The 13,328-nt window shown below is 53.8% G+C and carries 15 protein-coding genes; 4 read left to right on the forward strand and 11 right to left on the reverse strand.

All coding sequences use genetic code 11. The features are described from left to right. Position 1 precedes the first annotated feature (1 nt). Both A9165_RS03080 and bioH read right to left on the reverse strand, forming a co-directional pair. Positions 2-322, reverse strand: a complete 321-nt coding sequence (locus tag A9165_RS03080; RefSeq protein ID WP_008609680.1) for a hypothetical protein — start codon at positions 320-322, stop codon at positions 2-4. Between the two features lie 114 nt (positions 323-436). Continuing rightward, positions 437-1,192, reverse strand: a complete 756-nt coding sequence (bioH, locus tag A9165_RS03085) for a pimeloyl-ACP methyl ester esterase BioH (protein ID WP_065954868.1) — start codon at positions 1,190-1,192, stop codon at positions 437-439. 30 nt (positions 1,193-1,222) lie between these two features. Here bioH and A9165_RS03090 point away from each other — a divergent pair, with 30 nt between their 5' ends. Beyond that, positions 1,223-1,939: a ComF family protein gene (locus A9165_RS03090; protein ID WP_008609682.1), complete on the forward strand. Its 717-nt coding sequence runs from the start codon at positions 1,223-1,225 to the stop codon at positions 1,937-1,939. On the opposite strand, the gene A9165_RS03095 is transcribed toward A9165_RS03090, so the two are convergent. Further along, on the reverse strand, positions 1,924-4,470 hold the full coding sequence (locus A9165_RS03095) for a M14 family zinc carboxypeptidase (RefSeq protein WP_065954869.1): 2,547 nt from the start codon (positions 4,468-4,470) through the stop codon (positions 1,924-1,926). The two genes, A9165_RS03090 and A9165_RS03095, sit on opposite strands and share 16 nt — an antisense overlap. A gap of 125 nt (positions 4,471-4,595) precedes the next feature. Here A9165_RS03095 and nfuA point away from each other — a divergent pair, with 125 nt between their 5' ends. Together nfuA and A9165_RS03105 are read left to right on the forward strand one after the other, a co-directional pair. Beyond that, positions 4,596-5,174: a Fe-S biogenesis protein NfuA gene (gene nfuA / locus A9165_RS03100; protein WP_008609684.1), complete on the forward strand. Its 579-nt coding sequence runs from the start codon at positions 4,596-4,598 to the stop codon at positions 5,172-5,174. A gap of 120 nt (positions 5,175-5,294) precedes the next feature. Continuing rightward, on the forward strand, positions 5,295-6,302 hold the full coding sequence (locus tag A9165_RS03105; RefSeq protein ID WP_008609685.1) for a polysaccharide deacetylase family protein: 1,008 nt from the start codon (positions 5,295-5,297) through the stop codon (positions 6,300-6,302). Here the strand turns inward: A9165_RS03105 and A9165_RS03110 are convergent. From A9165_RS03110 to A9165_RS03130, 5 genes are read right to left on the reverse strand one after another with little or no spacing between them, the layout of a single operon-like run. Next, positions 6,299-6,937, reverse strand: a complete 639-nt coding sequence (locus A9165_RS03110; protein WP_065954870.1) for an SCO family protein — start codon at positions 6,935-6,937, stop codon at positions 6,299-6,301. The two genes, A9165_RS03105 and A9165_RS03110, sit on opposite strands and share 4 nt — an antisense overlap. Beyond that, complete coding sequence (gene cyoE / locus A9165_RS03115; RefSeq protein ID WP_008609687.1) at positions 6,927-7,838, reverse strand: heme o synthase; 912 nt, start codon at positions 7,836-7,838, stop codon at positions 6,927-6,929. Before cyoE ends, A9165_RS03110 begins: the two co-directional genes overlap by 11 nt. A gap of 1 nt (position 7,839) precedes the next feature. Next, a complete protein-coding gene (locus tag A9165_RS03120; RefSeq protein WP_008609688.1) occupies positions 7,840-8,832 on the reverse strand; it encodes a heme A synthase in 993 nt (330 codons plus the stop codon). Next, a complete protein-coding gene (locus tag A9165_RS03125) occupies positions 8,829-9,338 on the reverse strand; it encodes a hypothetical protein (RefSeq protein ID WP_065954871.1) in 510 nt (169 codons plus the stop codon). Before A9165_RS03125 ends, A9165_RS03120 begins: the two co-directional genes overlap by 4 nt. Then, positions 9,325-10,059 carry an SURF1 family protein gene (locus A9165_RS03130; protein ID WP_008609690.1) on the reverse strand — a complete coding sequence of 245 codons (735 nt, stop codon included), beginning with the start codon at positions 10,057-10,059 and terminating at the stop codon, positions 9,325-9,327. Before A9165_RS03130 ends, A9165_RS03125 begins: the two co-directional genes overlap by 14 nt. A 21-nt stretch (positions 10,060-10,080) precedes the next feature. Here A9165_RS03130 and A9165_RS03135 point away from each other — a divergent pair, with 21 nt between their 5' ends. Continuing rightward, entirely contained in the window at positions 10,081-10,290 is a 210-nt protein-coding gene (locus tag A9165_RS03135; protein ID WP_008609691.1) for a DUF2909 domain-containing protein, read from the forward strand. A gap of 6 nt (positions 10,291-10,296) precedes the next feature. On the opposite strand, the gene A9165_RS03140 is transcribed toward A9165_RS03135, so the two are convergent. The 3 genes from A9165_RS03140 to ctaD are packed head-to-tail and all read right to left on the reverse strand — an operon-like array spanning position 10,297 to position 13,326. Next, complete coding sequence (locus A9165_RS03140; protein WP_008609692.1) at positions 10,297-11,175, reverse strand: cytochrome c oxidase subunit 3; 879 nt, start codon at positions 11,173-11,175, stop codon at positions 10,297-10,299. Position 11,176: 1 nt separating this feature from the next. Next, complete coding sequence (locus A9165_RS03145) at positions 11,177-11,731, reverse strand: cytochrome c oxidase assembly protein (RefSeq protein ID WP_008609693.1); 555 nt, start codon at positions 11,729-11,731, stop codon at positions 11,177-11,179. A gap of 8 nt (positions 11,732-11,739) precedes the next feature. Further along, entirely contained in the window at positions 11,740-13,326 is a 1,587-nt protein-coding gene (ctaD, locus tag A9165_RS03150) for a cytochrome c oxidase subunit I (protein WP_065954872.1), read from the reverse strand. Between the last annotated feature and the right edge of the window lie 2 nt (positions 13,327-13,328).

Genomic DNA, 13,328 nt, shown 5'->3' on the forward strand with positions numbered 1-13,328 from the left:
ATCAGACCCGGATATCAATAATATTACCGAGCATTTCATCGGCTGTGCGCAAACTCCGGACATTGGCCTGAGCCAGCAATTCCTGTTGTTCCAGACGCACCAGTGATTGAGTGGTATCGGTGCCGGCGGCACGGTTCGGTTCGGCTGCAGCATTAGTAGGTGCCGGATTAGCCGTCTGCTGTGCATCAGCTGCCGCAACCTGCTGTTCCTGTTGCCGGTTTTGAGTTGTTTGCCGGTTGATATTCAGCGTTTCTTCGCTAATCGCATTGGACGCACGCTGCAAACCTTGCATGCCGGCACTAAAGGCAGACTGAATTTGCATAACCAAGCCCTCTCTATTCTCTTGCTATTAGACTGCTTAATTATCGAACAGTTTCGGCAAAAAAGAAAGCAAGGGCGATAATGAGCCCTAACCGCTTCTGCCCGCTAAGTATTTTTATTGCAGTGCGCTACGCAGCCACTGACAGAACTCGTGCGGATGAGAAATAAAGGGCGCATGCGAGGCTTTGGCCAGTACCGTTAGTTTTGCCGCAGGCTGCAATTGCTGTAACAAAGGCAGCACTGCCACTGGTACCAGCGAATCAAGCCGGCCATAACAGCCCACTACCGGTTGAGTTAGCACGGCAAACTGTTGTCTCAGGTCAGTGTCTGCCAGCAGGGTTAACGCCTGCACTACGGCCTGGGGTTGTGCCTCCGGAAAGTGGGCAATACTGTCGCGTAACTTCAGAATATCCTGCTTGGCATGCTCTGAGCCCAGCGCCTGGATCGCCAGAAAACGCTGAATCGTTTGCGGCAAATTCTGGCTCAGGGCACTGGCAAACTGCTGCATCACTTCGGCGCGCATCCCGGGCCAGTCATCTGTCGCCAGAAATTTCGGCGTCGCAGCCACCAGCGCCAGTTGCTTAACCTTGTCCGGATAGGTCGCGGCCAACGCAATGGCCAGCAAACCGCCCAGCGACCAACCACAAAGATAACTTTGCTCTGGCAGCTGCGCAGCAAGCTGGGACAGCACCTCATCCAGACGGTAAGCAGGCGGAAACTGTCGGCTCAGGCCAAAACCGGGCAGATCCAACGCCAAGATCTGAAAATCGCCAGCCAGTTGTTGCTGGACTTCGGACCAAACGCCCTGATTTAAGCCCCAGCCATGTAACAGTACCAGTGTTGGTTTGGCGGTTGTGCTGTGTTCTGCCATACTCTGCTTATGTTAATAAAGGGTAATAAAATGGATCTGCTCAACCTGCTGCGTGCTGGCTGGCAACGGCTGTTGCCCTCACCTTGTTTATGGTGCAGCCTGCCGGTAATCCATCATCATTTTATGCTGTGTCAGGCTTGCCGCAGCGCGCTGCCGCAGTTTCCGTATCAGCTGTGTCATTTTAACCTGTTGTTCTTACCTGCTGTGCAACAAGGGCTGCCGCAGTGCCAGTTTGACCGCCTGCTCAGTTTAGGCTGGTATCAACAGCCCTATCAACACTGGATCAGCCGTTGGAAGTATCAACAGGATCCGTATGCCGGCGCTTTACTGCAGCAGGAATTTTGCGCGTTGTTGCAGCGATATCAACAAAGCCAGCCGTTACCACAGGCACTGGTTTATGTGCCGATGGCGCCAGCTCGCGAGCGGCAACGAGGCTTTAACCAGGCCAGAGTTCTTGCCGAAAGCGCCGCCAAAAGCCTGGGCATCCCGCTGCTACACTGCCTGCAGCGCTGTCGCACCACGGCGCCGCAGCAGGGCCTGAACCGCCAGCAACGTTTAGCTAACCTGCGGCAGGCATTTCGCTTAATTGATACGCAACTACCACCAAAACTGGCACTGATCGATGATGTCGTCACCACCGGCAGCACCGCCAATCAGTTAGCACAGCTGCTGCGAGCCGCCGGGGTGACAGAACTTAGTCTGTGGACGCTGGCGGTAACGCCAGCCTCGGCTCACTCCTCAGCCTGAACGCTGGCATTAAAGCCATGGCTTAAATACAGCGCATTAATCAGCAAGCGACTGGAGCCTTTAAAGTAACCGCGAAATACCGGGTTATCGCTCATGCCAATCACCCGGCCCTGCCCGAGATTATGCGCCACTAAGGCCGCGCCCTGCGCAATACGGGGAATAAACTCGGCAGCAGCATAGCCAGCCAGGTGCGGCTGGGCACTATAAGTTGCGACATTGACAAAGGGCGCCTGGCTGGGCTGTAACAACAAGGTGCTGTTTTTAAACAACGGTAAGTCGCGCCGCGGTATGCCAAAGGTCAGCGGGTGGCTCAGATCCAGCTCAGCACTGAAAATGGCACCGGCGATCCGTTGCTGACCGCCCAGTTTTTCGCGATCGGCGTAGCGTAAATCATGTTGTGGGATCAGTTGGTTCATGTCCTGTACTGTCCAGACTCCGGCTTGCAACAGCTTGGCATCCACCAACCAGGCTGCACCGCGCTTCTGCCCCCACAACACACCACCTTGCTGTACCCACTGCCGTAACTTGGTTATTTCACTCTCTTTCCAGCTGCGGTAATCGCCATCTGGTAATAAAATATGGGTGTAGCGGCTCAAGTTAAGCCGGGACAAACGATCCGGCTCTGCCATGCTGGGAGAGATGCCGGCTAACCGCTCCAGGTTGTACCAGAGTTCGCCGGCTTCAGTCGAGTTCACACCAGGACCCGCCAGCACCAATACCTGAGGCAAACGCACCGGTGTAAAATTATGGCTACCCAGATCACTGCCGCGGCTGGTTAAACCGGTGGTCAGGGTATGAACAGGCAAGTTAAAGCGCTCCTGCAGTCGCTGCAAACGGAAGAACCAGTCAGCATGTTGCTGTAAACCGGCAGCGACCACCATAGCGCCAGCGCGGAAACTACGCGAACCCTGCGGTGTACTGCCGGTAAAATCACCCAGCGCCGCTCTGACAATCAGCCCTTCTTCCAACATCGCCTGCAGCATCACCGGTGATAATTGATCCTGCCAGCCCAGCACATAGGCATAACCACCGGCCTGCATCGTCTGACTGCGGGCTCTGGGCTGTGCCTGCCACGGCTGCTCTGCTGCCGCGCGACCGGGTTCACGGTTCACCGCCACAAAATCGATATTATAGGCATAGGGTAAGGTCCAGGCCGAAACATCATAGAAGGTGTTGTCATTAAAGCTTTTTTCCGTGCTAAAGGCCGCTTTTAACAGCCGGTATTGTGTTTGCTGCAGCGGCACATAGTAACTCTGACCGGCGCGGAAAGTGCTTTGTTCGTATTGCCAGTCGGCCGTTAGCGGATAGACCGCAATCTGATGCTGACTCAGCAGTTGTAACAGCGCCTCCAACCGGCTGCGATCCTGGCTCTCAGTCAGAATATAGCCCTTAGTCCGCTCGGCGCGCGCCTGTTGCGCCGCAGATTGAAAGAATTCTTGTTGATAACTGAGTAACGCCTGCCGGTTAGCGACACTACCACGGATAGTAGACAGCGACGCATCAAACTGGTTTTTGATCGTTGCGGCAAAGGTTAGCAGGCCATTGATCGACTCCTGGGCATGACCGCGGCTGCTGGCCTGCTCGAACAAGATACCAACACTGCCGGTAACATCCGGATAGGTAGAGCCTTTGCCGACATAGAAATCATCAAAACTTTCTTCGGTATAATATAGCTGGCCGCGCTGGTCAAAGGCCTGAGCATGAAAGCCGGCCAGGATCCGGGTCAATTCAAAATTGCGCTCCGGGGTCAGCGGATAGTTACGGCTGGGGATCCCTGGCTGAAAGAAATAGCTCGAGTTAGTGCCCATTTCATGGAAGTCGCCGACCACATTCGGCTGCCATTTATGAAACTGCGCGATCCGCGCCTGACTTTCCGGATGTTGCAGCAGCAACCAGTCACGGTTTAAATCAAACCAGTAATGATTGGGCCGACCATTCGGCCAGGGCTCAATATGTTCACGATGTTGCGGATCGGCCACCGGTGTTTTGCCGCGGTGCATATTGGCCCACAACGCAAAGCGATCGTGTCCGTCCGGATTCATACTCGGCTGGATCAGGATCACCGCCTGACGCAGCCACTGCTGTACTTCCGGGCTGTTACTGGCGGCCAGATAGTGTGCCAGTACCAGCGCTGCATTAGCGGCACTGGGTTCATTACCGTGCACGCCGTAACCCAACCAGATAATCACCGGGCTGTCATCACTTACCGCCCGGCTGCCCCGCACCTGTGCCAGATGCTGGCTGCGGATTTGTTCTAACCGCGCCAGATTTTCCGGCGCCGACACCACCAGCTGCAGTAATGGCCTTTGCTCATGACTGCTGCCAATCACTTCCAGCTCGGCCCGCGGTGACTGGGCAGCGAGCACCTCGAAATAACGCTGGATCTGGTCATGCCTGGCATGCCATTCGCCCACCGGAAATCCGAGCACCTGCTCGGGTGCCGGTACCTCAGTCGCCACCGGCTCGTCAAAATAACTTGCCTGCACCTGCCAGATACTGCAGAGCAGGATGATGCCTAACATTTTTTTCATTATTGTCTCCCCAGACTCGCGGCTAAGTTAGCCAGAAACCGCCACAAAACTCAAGCAGGGCTGGCATCAGACAGGTAGGAAGAGTATGATAGCAACATAACCTAGTAATTTAGTCAGGTACTACGATGATTACGATTTCAGAACAGGCTCAGGCACACTTTGCCAAATTGCTGGAGAAACAAGCGGCCGGCACCCATATCCGGGTGTTCGTGGTCAATCCGGGCACGGCCCAGGCGGAATGTGGCGTATCTTACTGCCCGGCTGATGCGGTAGAAGACACCGATATCCGCTTACCTTTTAACGGCTTTGATGCCATCGTTGATGAAGAAAGTAAGCCGTTTTTAGTGGACGCTGAAATCGATTTTGTCACCGATCAGATGGGTTCACAGCTGACCCTAAAAGCGCCGAATGCCAAAGTACGCAAGGTGAGTGACAATGCCCCGTTGATGGAGCGGGTGCAATATGTGATTGACAGCGAGATCAACCCGCAACTGGCTAACCATGGTGGCCGGGTCAGCGTGATGGAAATTACCGAGTCAGGTGTTGCAGTACTGCAGTTTGGCGGCGGTTGTAATGGTTGCTCCCAGGTTGACCTGACCCTAAAAGAAGGGATTGAAAAAGAGCTGTTAAATCGCTTTAGTGGTGAGCTGGCCGGTGTGAAAGATATCACTGAGCATCAACGTGGCGAGCACTCTTACTACTAAAAAGCCAGCGCTTTTTATGCTATAACATGCTCTCGGACTGGTCGGCGGCCTTTGGGCGCAGCCGACAGCCGCCTTTCTGGCCGTCTTCGGTTTTTTTGGAGTGGTGTTTGGAGTGCTGTTATGCGCGCTTTGCTGTTTTGCTGTTTATTAAGCCTGAGTTTGCCCGCCTCTGCGGCTGTGATGTTGATCTATCACCATGTTGCCGAGGATACCCCCAGAGTCAGCTCTGTCACCCCCGCTGAATTTCGCGGCCATCTGCAGTATCTGCGTGATAATAATTTTCAGGTCATCGGCCTCGACGTACTGATAGACCAGCTAAAAAGCGGCAAGCCCATTGCTGATAACGCGGTAGTGATCACCTTTGATGATAGCTATGAAAATAATTACACCACTGCGCACCCGATCCTGCAGGAATTCGGCTATCCCTACACCATCTTTATCAGCCCGGGAGATATTGATAAACGCACCGGTCCGGTAATGAGCTGGCAACAAATTAAACAAATGTCAGACGATGGCGTTCTGGTTGCCAACCACGCCATGTGGCATGAGCATATGGCCAGACCGGAAAAGGGCGAATCTGAAGCCGACTGGTTAAAACGGATGCGCCAGACTATTCTGGATGCCGAGCGGCGGATCAAGGAAGAAACCGGTCAGAGTCATCAGTGGCTGGCCTACCCCTATGGTGAATTTAGCGCCCCGCTGGAACAACTGGTAACGGAACTGGGCTTTATCGGCATTGGTCAACAATCCGGTGCCATCGGGCCGCTGACCAAACTCACCCGCATCCCCCGTTATCCTGCGGCCGGTCAGTATGCGGATTTGAAAGATCTGGGGCAAAAGTTACGAACTTTGGCCTTTCCAATCACCGGCTATCTGTCTGCCGACCAGGTGATTAGTAGCAATCCGCCAACCTTACGCCTGCAACTGAAGATTGAAGATTTCCGTAAACAGCAGCTGCGCTGCTTTGCCGGCTCTGAGGTCCTGGAGCCAACCTGGTTAGATGACAATACCTTTGAAGTCAGGGCCAGTAAGCCAGTAAATCGCGGGCGCAGCCGCTACAACTGCACCGCGCCGTCGCTGAGTAAAAAAGGCTATTTTTACTGGTACTCGCAGCCGTGGCTAAATTAATAACCCAACTTTGCCAGCACCAACGGAAAATCGGCCAGTAGCTGTTCGGTATCAATGACCGGCACCTGGCCAATTGCCATTTCAGGTTTAAACATCGCTACCAGCTGCCCCTGCGGATTAATCAGCACCACTGAAGCGCTGTGGTCGACCAGATAATTCCCCTCTGCATTGCTGTTCAGTGCATACATCAGGCCCAGCTGCCGCACAAAGGGAAACAGCTGATCATGGCCGGCGGTCAGCCCCAGCACTGCCGGTTGCTGAAAGTAGTTTACATAATTATTGAGCTGCTCCACGCTGTCGCGCTGCGGATCAACCGAAATAAACCAGACTTTCAGCGGCTCCTTCACCATAGCAGCCAATTCCGGCTGCACCCCGGCCAGCTTGGCCAACGTCAAAGGACAGATATCCGGGCAATAGGTATAGCCGACAAAAGCCAGCGTCCATTGCTGATACAGCTGCTCACGACCGGCAGGCTGACCATGCTGATCGACTAACTGAAACTCCTGCAGATTGCGCGCCTGCGGATACACCAGTGCGGATTTCGGTTCAGCCGGCTGCTGCCATAGCTTATAACTGAGGCTACCGGCCACCACGGCAGCAATCGCCAGCAGTAAGTAAGTCAGATTACGAAACATAAAGCGCTAACACCTTAAAGTAATGGTCTACTAACAATAACAGGAAGAGTACCATTAAATGCACGATCGAGAACTTAAAAGTCGCCATCGCGGTGTCAGAGCCGGCAGCAAACTTCAACTTCCACGCATACTGTAAAAAGCGCAGATTCAGCAAGGTACTGCCAACCAGATAGATGGCACCGGTCATCCCGACAATGTAGGGCAGCAAGCACACCAGACATAACAACAGGGTATAAAGCAGGATAGCGCTCTTGGTAAAGTCGATACCGTGTGTTACCGGCAACATCGGCATATTCACCCGGGCATAGTCATCGCGGCGGTGAATCGCCAGGGCCCAAAAATGCGGCGGCGTCCAGGTAAAGATAATCATCACCAATAGCAGCGCATAGCCATGCACCTCGCCGGTTACCGCCGTCCAGCCCAGCAACGGCGGCATAGCGCCGGCTAAGCCACCGATCACGATATTCTGCGGTGTTGCCCGCTTGAGAAACATGGTGTACACCACGGCATAACCAAACAAACTTAACAGCGTCAGCCAGGCTGTGAGCGGGTTCACCGCCAGATAAAGCAGGGCAAAGCCGGCAGCCGCCAGGCTACAGGCAAAGACGATCGCCTGCTTGCTGCTGATCCGTCCGCGGGCAACCGGTCGGCTGTGAGTACGCGCCATTTTGGCGTCAATACGTTGATCCACAACATGATTCAGTGCCGCCGCCGCCGCCGATAACAAACCTATGCCCAGAGTCGCACTTAACAGCAGCCACCAGGGCGCCAGGCTATTGCTAGCCAGCACCATTCCAACCCAGGCGGTCAACACCAGCAGCGCTACCACCTTGGGTTTAGTCAACTCCAGATAGTCGCGCCAGCGCCGGCTACTTGAGCCACTAATAATTGCCGTTGCCATCTTAAGCCTCCTGCGGTTTGGGGTATGCGATCTGGTAGCAAATCAGCACTGACAACATCAGTAAATTCGCTCCGACAAAATTATGCGCCACGGCATTTAGCAGTGGTAAGTGCAAGACAATATTCAGTAAGCCCAGCGTCAACTGCACGGCCAATACCGCAGCCAGGGCCAGCGCAAACCTGCGCATCAATACTTCACTGGCCTGACGATACAGGCGCCAGGCAAAGGTCGCGACAATAAGGGTGGTGACTACAGCACCCAAGCGATGTAAAACATGAATAGTGGCACGCGCATCCTGCGACATCACGCCGTATTCGTAGTCATCATGGCCTAGGTGCAAATCGAAGGCTTCCGCAAAGGCCAGCCGGCTACTCCAACCGGCTTCACAGAACGGCAGTTCGATGCAGGCCAGCGCGGCGTAATTCGCTGCGGTCCAGCCACCCAGCGCGATCTGCAAACAGACCACCACTAAACTTAACAGCGCCAGCGGTAATAATGGCCTGAGCCCGGTATCCCGACTACGCCAGGCCGGCTGCTGCTTTAACCAGTAAACGGCCAACAAACTGAAGAGCGTAAAACCAAACATCAGATGCGCCAGCACCACTATCGGCAACAGGCCCATCGTCACCGTCCAGGCGCCGAGCGTAGCCTGAAAGATCACAATCAGCAGCAGGGCGGCCGGTAAACTGCGCTCCGTTTGTTGCCGCCGCCAGTGCATTACTGCCAGTGCTGCGATCAACAGGCCAAGCGTACCGGCCAGATAGCGGTGGATCATTTCATTCCAGGCTTTGGCATGTTCCAACGGCCGCTCCGGGAAGCGTTCTGCCGCCAGTTGCATTTTCTCTGGTTTGTGCGGCACCTTTAAAAAGCCATAACAACCGGGCCAGTCCGGACAACCGAGGCCGGCATCGGTTAAGCGGGTGTAGGCCCCCAGAATAATCACCAGCATGGTCCAGACTAACGTCAGCGTGATTAATTTTTTTTGTAGGCTCATACGCTGGTCCTGTCGTAGTTCATTAACTTCATTAAATCGGCACGAATCGCTTTCGCCGTGGCGGCCATCTGCTCGGCCTGGGCCGGTAACGGATACTTCAGCAACGCCAGACCACGTTGATCAACCAACACAATATGTTGCTGTAAGTCGGCACTCAGGGCGGCCGGGGTCTCGGCCTGGGTAAACATCGGATAATCGGTCAGACTGGCCTGCCCAAGCAGCACCGGCTGCACCTGGTTTTGCTTGCGGCCCAAACCAATATATAACTGCTTGACGGTATGCAGCGCTTGCTGGCAGGGAGTAGCACATTGCTCAGCGACGACCACGATACGCCAGTGCTTGGGCACCTTACCGGCGTCAGGCAACAGGTAAACCTCCTGGCTTAACCAGTCACCACGACTGGAGCTGCCCGGGTTGAACCAACCTAATTCCAGCACCAGCTTCGCCAGCAACAGTGGCAGGGCACAGCACAGGATAAACAACAGCAGAAATTTATTCTTGTTCATAGTTTTTCTCTCGTTGCCAACTGGTCGCCAGTCCGACGGCCAGCACCGCGATCGCCAGACCAAACCATTGCAAGGCATAACCACGGTGTTTTTCCGGCGGCATCACCACCGGCTGATAATGGGGGATAAAGTCAGATGCCTGCTGCTGATACAACACCGCCGGATACAGTGACCAGGGTAATTGTTGTTGCAGCAGGGCATAGTCGATTTGCTGCATGCGCATCGGATAGCTGTCGCCTTCCAGATTCTGCCCCAGCAATAGTGCATTAGACGGCCGGCTGCGTACCAGGGCCGCTATCGCGATTTCTGCCGGGATCTGCGGCTCGGGCAGCAATTGCCGGTTGTGGCCGGCAGCGAGCCAGCCCAGATTCACCAGCACCAGCGTACTGCTATCCGCAAATTGCACCGGAATAATCACATCGTAGCCAACCTTGCCGTGCAGAATTTGATTATCCAGCAACCAGATGTAGGGTGGAACCCAATAGCCGGTGTCGCTAAGCAAAGCACCATCCAGTTCAGTTGCAGAACCCGCCAGCAGCTGCCGGCCGCTCACTGGTCCCTGCTGCTGCACTGCGGCGATCTGCTGTAACTGCACGGTTTTTTCGGCTGCCCGTTGCCATTGCCAATGTGATAACTTGATCAAAATGGCAAAAGCGGTCAGAGTAATTAATAACCAGACCCGGTTAACCGTAAATAATTGACCGAACAACTTAAACTGCATCAGTCAGACTCCGGAGTAGCTATGCTTATTAAAATCATTATCGGCGCACTGTTAATCTTTATCGTGTTTAATCTGGCCAGAGCCGGGGTGGCAATGGCGCGACAGCAGGAGAGTACTCTGCCAATGTCGCACTTTCTTGGCCGCCGGGTCCTGTATTCTGCCATCGCCCTGGGCCTGATCCTGCTGGCGATTGCCACCGGCCTGATCACACCAAACCCGCGGCCTTACTAGGCCGCGTTACAACACATAAACAAAGAAGAACAGGCACACCCAAACCACATCAACAAAGTGCCAGTACCAGGCTCCGGCCTGAAACGCGAAGTGTTTTTCTGGCGTAAAGTGTCCTTTCAGCACCCGCAGAAACACAAAGAACAGGATCAGGGCGCCCAGCGTCACATGTAGGCCGTGGAAACCGGTTAACAGGTAAAAGGTATTGCCATAGAAGCCGGAATCAAGCCGCAAGCCCAGATCGCGATAGGCGTGCACATATTCGTAGCCCTGCAGGCATAAGAAGATCACCCCCAGCAACAGGGTAACAAACAGCATGCCCTTTAGCTGACCCCGTTTATTCTGCTCCAGACCGGTATGGGCAAAGTGCAGTGTGACCGAGGAAATCAGCAGGATAGCCGTATTAATCGCCGGCAAACCCCAGGCTGGCATGGCCTGAGTTTCTATACCACCCGGTGTTTTTACCAGTGGCCATACCGGCTGAAAATCTGGCCACAGGATGGCAAAGGTCATGGCATTATTGCTTGCTCCTCCCAGCCATTCCATCGCAATGACCCGGCCATAAAACAAGGCACCGAAGAAGGCCATAAAGAACATCACTTCCGACACAATAAACCAGCTCATGCCCTGCCGGAACGAACGGTCCATCTGGCTGCTATACAAGCCAGACATGGACTCATCAATCACATTGCGGAACCAGCCAACCAGCATAAAGACCAGAATGGCTAAGCCCAGTAACAATAACCAGCCACCAAAGCCACTTTGTTGTTTACTCATATCAATAACATAGTGACCGGCGCCAAAAGCGATACAAAACAACGCCACGGCACCGACGATCGGCCAGGGGCTTTGCGCCGGGACATAATATTTTTCGTACGTTTTACTCATCTTATTCCCCAAGATTTTCAGTAGCGGCACTGCCCTGCCAGTTAGCTGTCACATCGTACAGGGTGTAATTCAGCGTAATAGTGCTGAACTGCGCAGGCAGAGCCGGATCAACGTAAAACTGAACTGGCATCAGCATCTTATTGCCGGCTGCCAGTTGTTGTTGGGTAAAGCAGAAACATTCGATTTTATGCAGATACAAAGCGGCCTGTCCGGGCGAAACTGAGGGCACCGCCTGACCGACAATCATCCGGCCGGTTGGATTTTCGGCCAGATAATTCATCACATGCACCTCACCCGGATGTACCGTCAAACGGCGGATCTCCGGCTTAAAAATCCATGGCATGTCTTTATTCGGTCTGGCCAGAAACTCAATGGTCACTTCACGGCTGGTATCAATGCCATCTGCCAGTACCGTAGCCGGTACATTTGAGGTTTTGCCATTGATGCCAGTGACTTCACAGAACACGTCGTAAAGTGGCACCAGCGCAAAGCCAAAACCAAACATCAGTACCGTTACCAATAGCAGTTTGCTTACCAAAGTCCGATGCAGCTGCATAGGGCCTCCTATTTCACTTCCGGCGGTGTATCAAAGGTATGGTAAGGAGCCGGCGACGGCACCTGCCATTCCAGTCCTTCAGCGCCTTCCCATACCTGTGCGGTCGCTTTTTCGCCGCCGCGGGCGCATTTGACGATCACCCAGACAAAAATCAGCTGCGATAAGCCAAACAGGAAGCCACCCACGCTGATAAAGGCATTGAAGTCGGCAAATTGCAGCGCATAGTCAGGGATCCGCCGTGGCATACCCGCCAGGCCAACGAAGTGCATTGGGAAAAACAACAGATTGACCGAGATTAGCGAACACCAGAAATGCAGCTGACCTAATCTTTCGTCGTACATATAGCCGGTCCATTTCGGTAGCCAGTAGTAGGCAGCGGCAATAATGGAGAACACCGCGCCGGATACCAGTACATAGTGGAAATGCGCCACTACAAAGTAGGTATCGTGATACTGGAAGTCCGCCGGCGTAATAGCCAGCATCAAACCGGAAAAACCACCGATGGTGAAGAGTACGATAAAGGCCAGTGCAAACATCATCGGGACTTCAAAGGTCATGGCACCACGCCACATGGTTGCGACCCAGTTAAACACCTTCACGCCGGTCGGCACGGCAATAAGCATGGTGCAATACATAAAGAACAGCGTGGCAAATACCGGCATACCGGTGGTAAACATATGGTGCGCCCAAACCAGGAACGATAAGACTGCGATACTGGCGGTGGCATAAACCATAGAGGCATAACCAAACAACGGCTTGCGGGCAAAGGTCGGTATGATAGCCGACACAATACCAAATGCCGGCAAGATCATAATGTAAACTTCCGGGTGACCGAAGAACCAGAAAATATGCTGGAACAATACCGGATCGCCGCCACCGGCCGCATCAAAGAAGCTGGTGCCAAAATACTTATCCGTCAATACCATAGTAACAGCGCCCGCCAGTACCGGCATCACCATAATCAGCAAGAAAGCGGTGATAAACCAGGTCCAGACGAACAGCGGCATCTTCATCCAGGTCATCCCGGGCGCCCGCATATTCCAGATGGTGACGATCACGTTGATGGCACCCATAATTGAGGAAATCCCCATAATGTGTACCGAAAACACGAAGAGCGCCGTGCTGTCATTACTGTAGGTAGTGGATAGCGGGGCATAGAAGGTCCAGCCGAAATCCGGACCACCACCCGGCATAAACAAACTCAGCAGCAGGATCAGAAACGCAAACGGCAGGATCCAGAAGCTCCAGTTATTCATTCGGGGCAACGCCATATCCGGGGCGCCAATCATCATCGGGATCATCCAGTTCGCCAAGCCGGTAAAGGCTGGCATCACCGCCCCAAACACCATAATCAGACCATGTACTGTGGTCATCTGATTAAAAAATTGCGGCTCAACAAACTGCATGCCGGGTTGGAACAGTTCCAACCGGATCACCATCGCCATGCTGCCACCGATAAAGAACATCACTAAAGCAAACACCAGATACATGGTACCGATATCTTTATGGTTAGTAGTAAACAGCCAGCGTTTTATCCCGGTTGGCTTATGGTCATGATCATGGTCATGCTCGTGTTCATGTGTAATAGCTGACATCG

Origin of the sequence: Alishewanella sp. HH-ZS, from assembly GCF_001704375.1 — a bacterium.
Classification (GTDB): domain Bacteria; phylum Pseudomonadota; class Gammaproteobacteria; order Enterobacterales; family Alteromonadaceae; genus Alishewanella; species Alishewanella aestuarii.

Coding starts and splice junctions, on each gene's coding strand:
- A9165_RS03145 (WP_008609693.1), bottom strand. CDS start 11,731: ATGCAGCTGCATCGGACTTTGGTAAGCAAACTGCTATTGGTAACGGTA.
- A9165_RS03140 (WP_008609692.1), bottom strand. CDS start 11,175: ATGAGTAAAACGTACGAAAAATATTATGTCCCGGCGCAAAGCCCCTGG.
- A9165_RS03095 (WP_065954869.1), bottom strand. CDS start 4,470: ATGAAAAAAATGTTAGGCATCATCCTGCTCTGCAGTATCTGGCAGGTG.
- A9165_RS03120 (WP_008609688.1), bottom strand. CDS start 8,832: ATGAGCCTACAAAAAAAATTAATCACGCTGACGTTAGTCTGGACCATG.
- A9165_RS03110 (WP_065954870.1), bottom strand. CDS start 6,937: ATGTTTCGTAATCTGACTTACTTACTGCTGGCGATTGCTGCCGTGGTG.
- ctaD (WP_065954872.1), bottom strand. CDS start 13,326: ATGTCAGCTATTACACATGAACACGAGCATGACCATGATCATGACCAT.
- bioH (WP_065954868.1), bottom strand. CDS start 1,192: ATGGCAGAACACAGCACAACCGCCAAACCAACACTGGTACTGTTACAT.
- nfuA (WP_008609684.1), top strand. CDS start 4,596: ATGATTACGATTTCAGAACAGGCTCAGGCACACTTTGCCAAATTGCTG.
- A9165_RS03090 (WP_008609682.1), top strand. CDS start 1,223: ATGGATCTGCTCAACCTGCTGCGTGCTGGCTGGCAACGGCTGTTGCCC.
- A9165_RS03135 (WP_008609691.1), top strand. CDS start 10,081: ATGCTTATTAAAATCATTATCGGCGCACTGTTAATCTTTATCGTGTTT.
- A9165_RS03125 (WP_065954871.1), bottom strand. CDS start 9,338: ATGAACAAGAATAAATTTCTGCTGTTGTTTATCCTGTGCTGTGCCCTG.
- cyoE (WP_008609687.1), bottom strand. CDS start 7,838: ATGGCAACGGCAATTATTAGTGGCTCAAGTAGCCGGCGCTGGCGCGAC.
- A9165_RS03105 (WP_008609685.1), top strand. CDS start 5,295: ATGCGCGCTTTGCTGTTTTGCTGTTTATTAAGCCTGAGTTTGCCCGCC.
- A9165_RS03080 (WP_008609680.1), bottom strand. CDS start 322: ATGCAAATTCAGTCTGCCTTTAGTGCCGGCATGCAAGGTTTGCAGCGT.
- A9165_RS03130 (WP_008609690.1), bottom strand. CDS start 10,059: ATGCAGTTTAAGTTGTTCGGTCAATTATTTACGGTTAACCGGGTCTGG.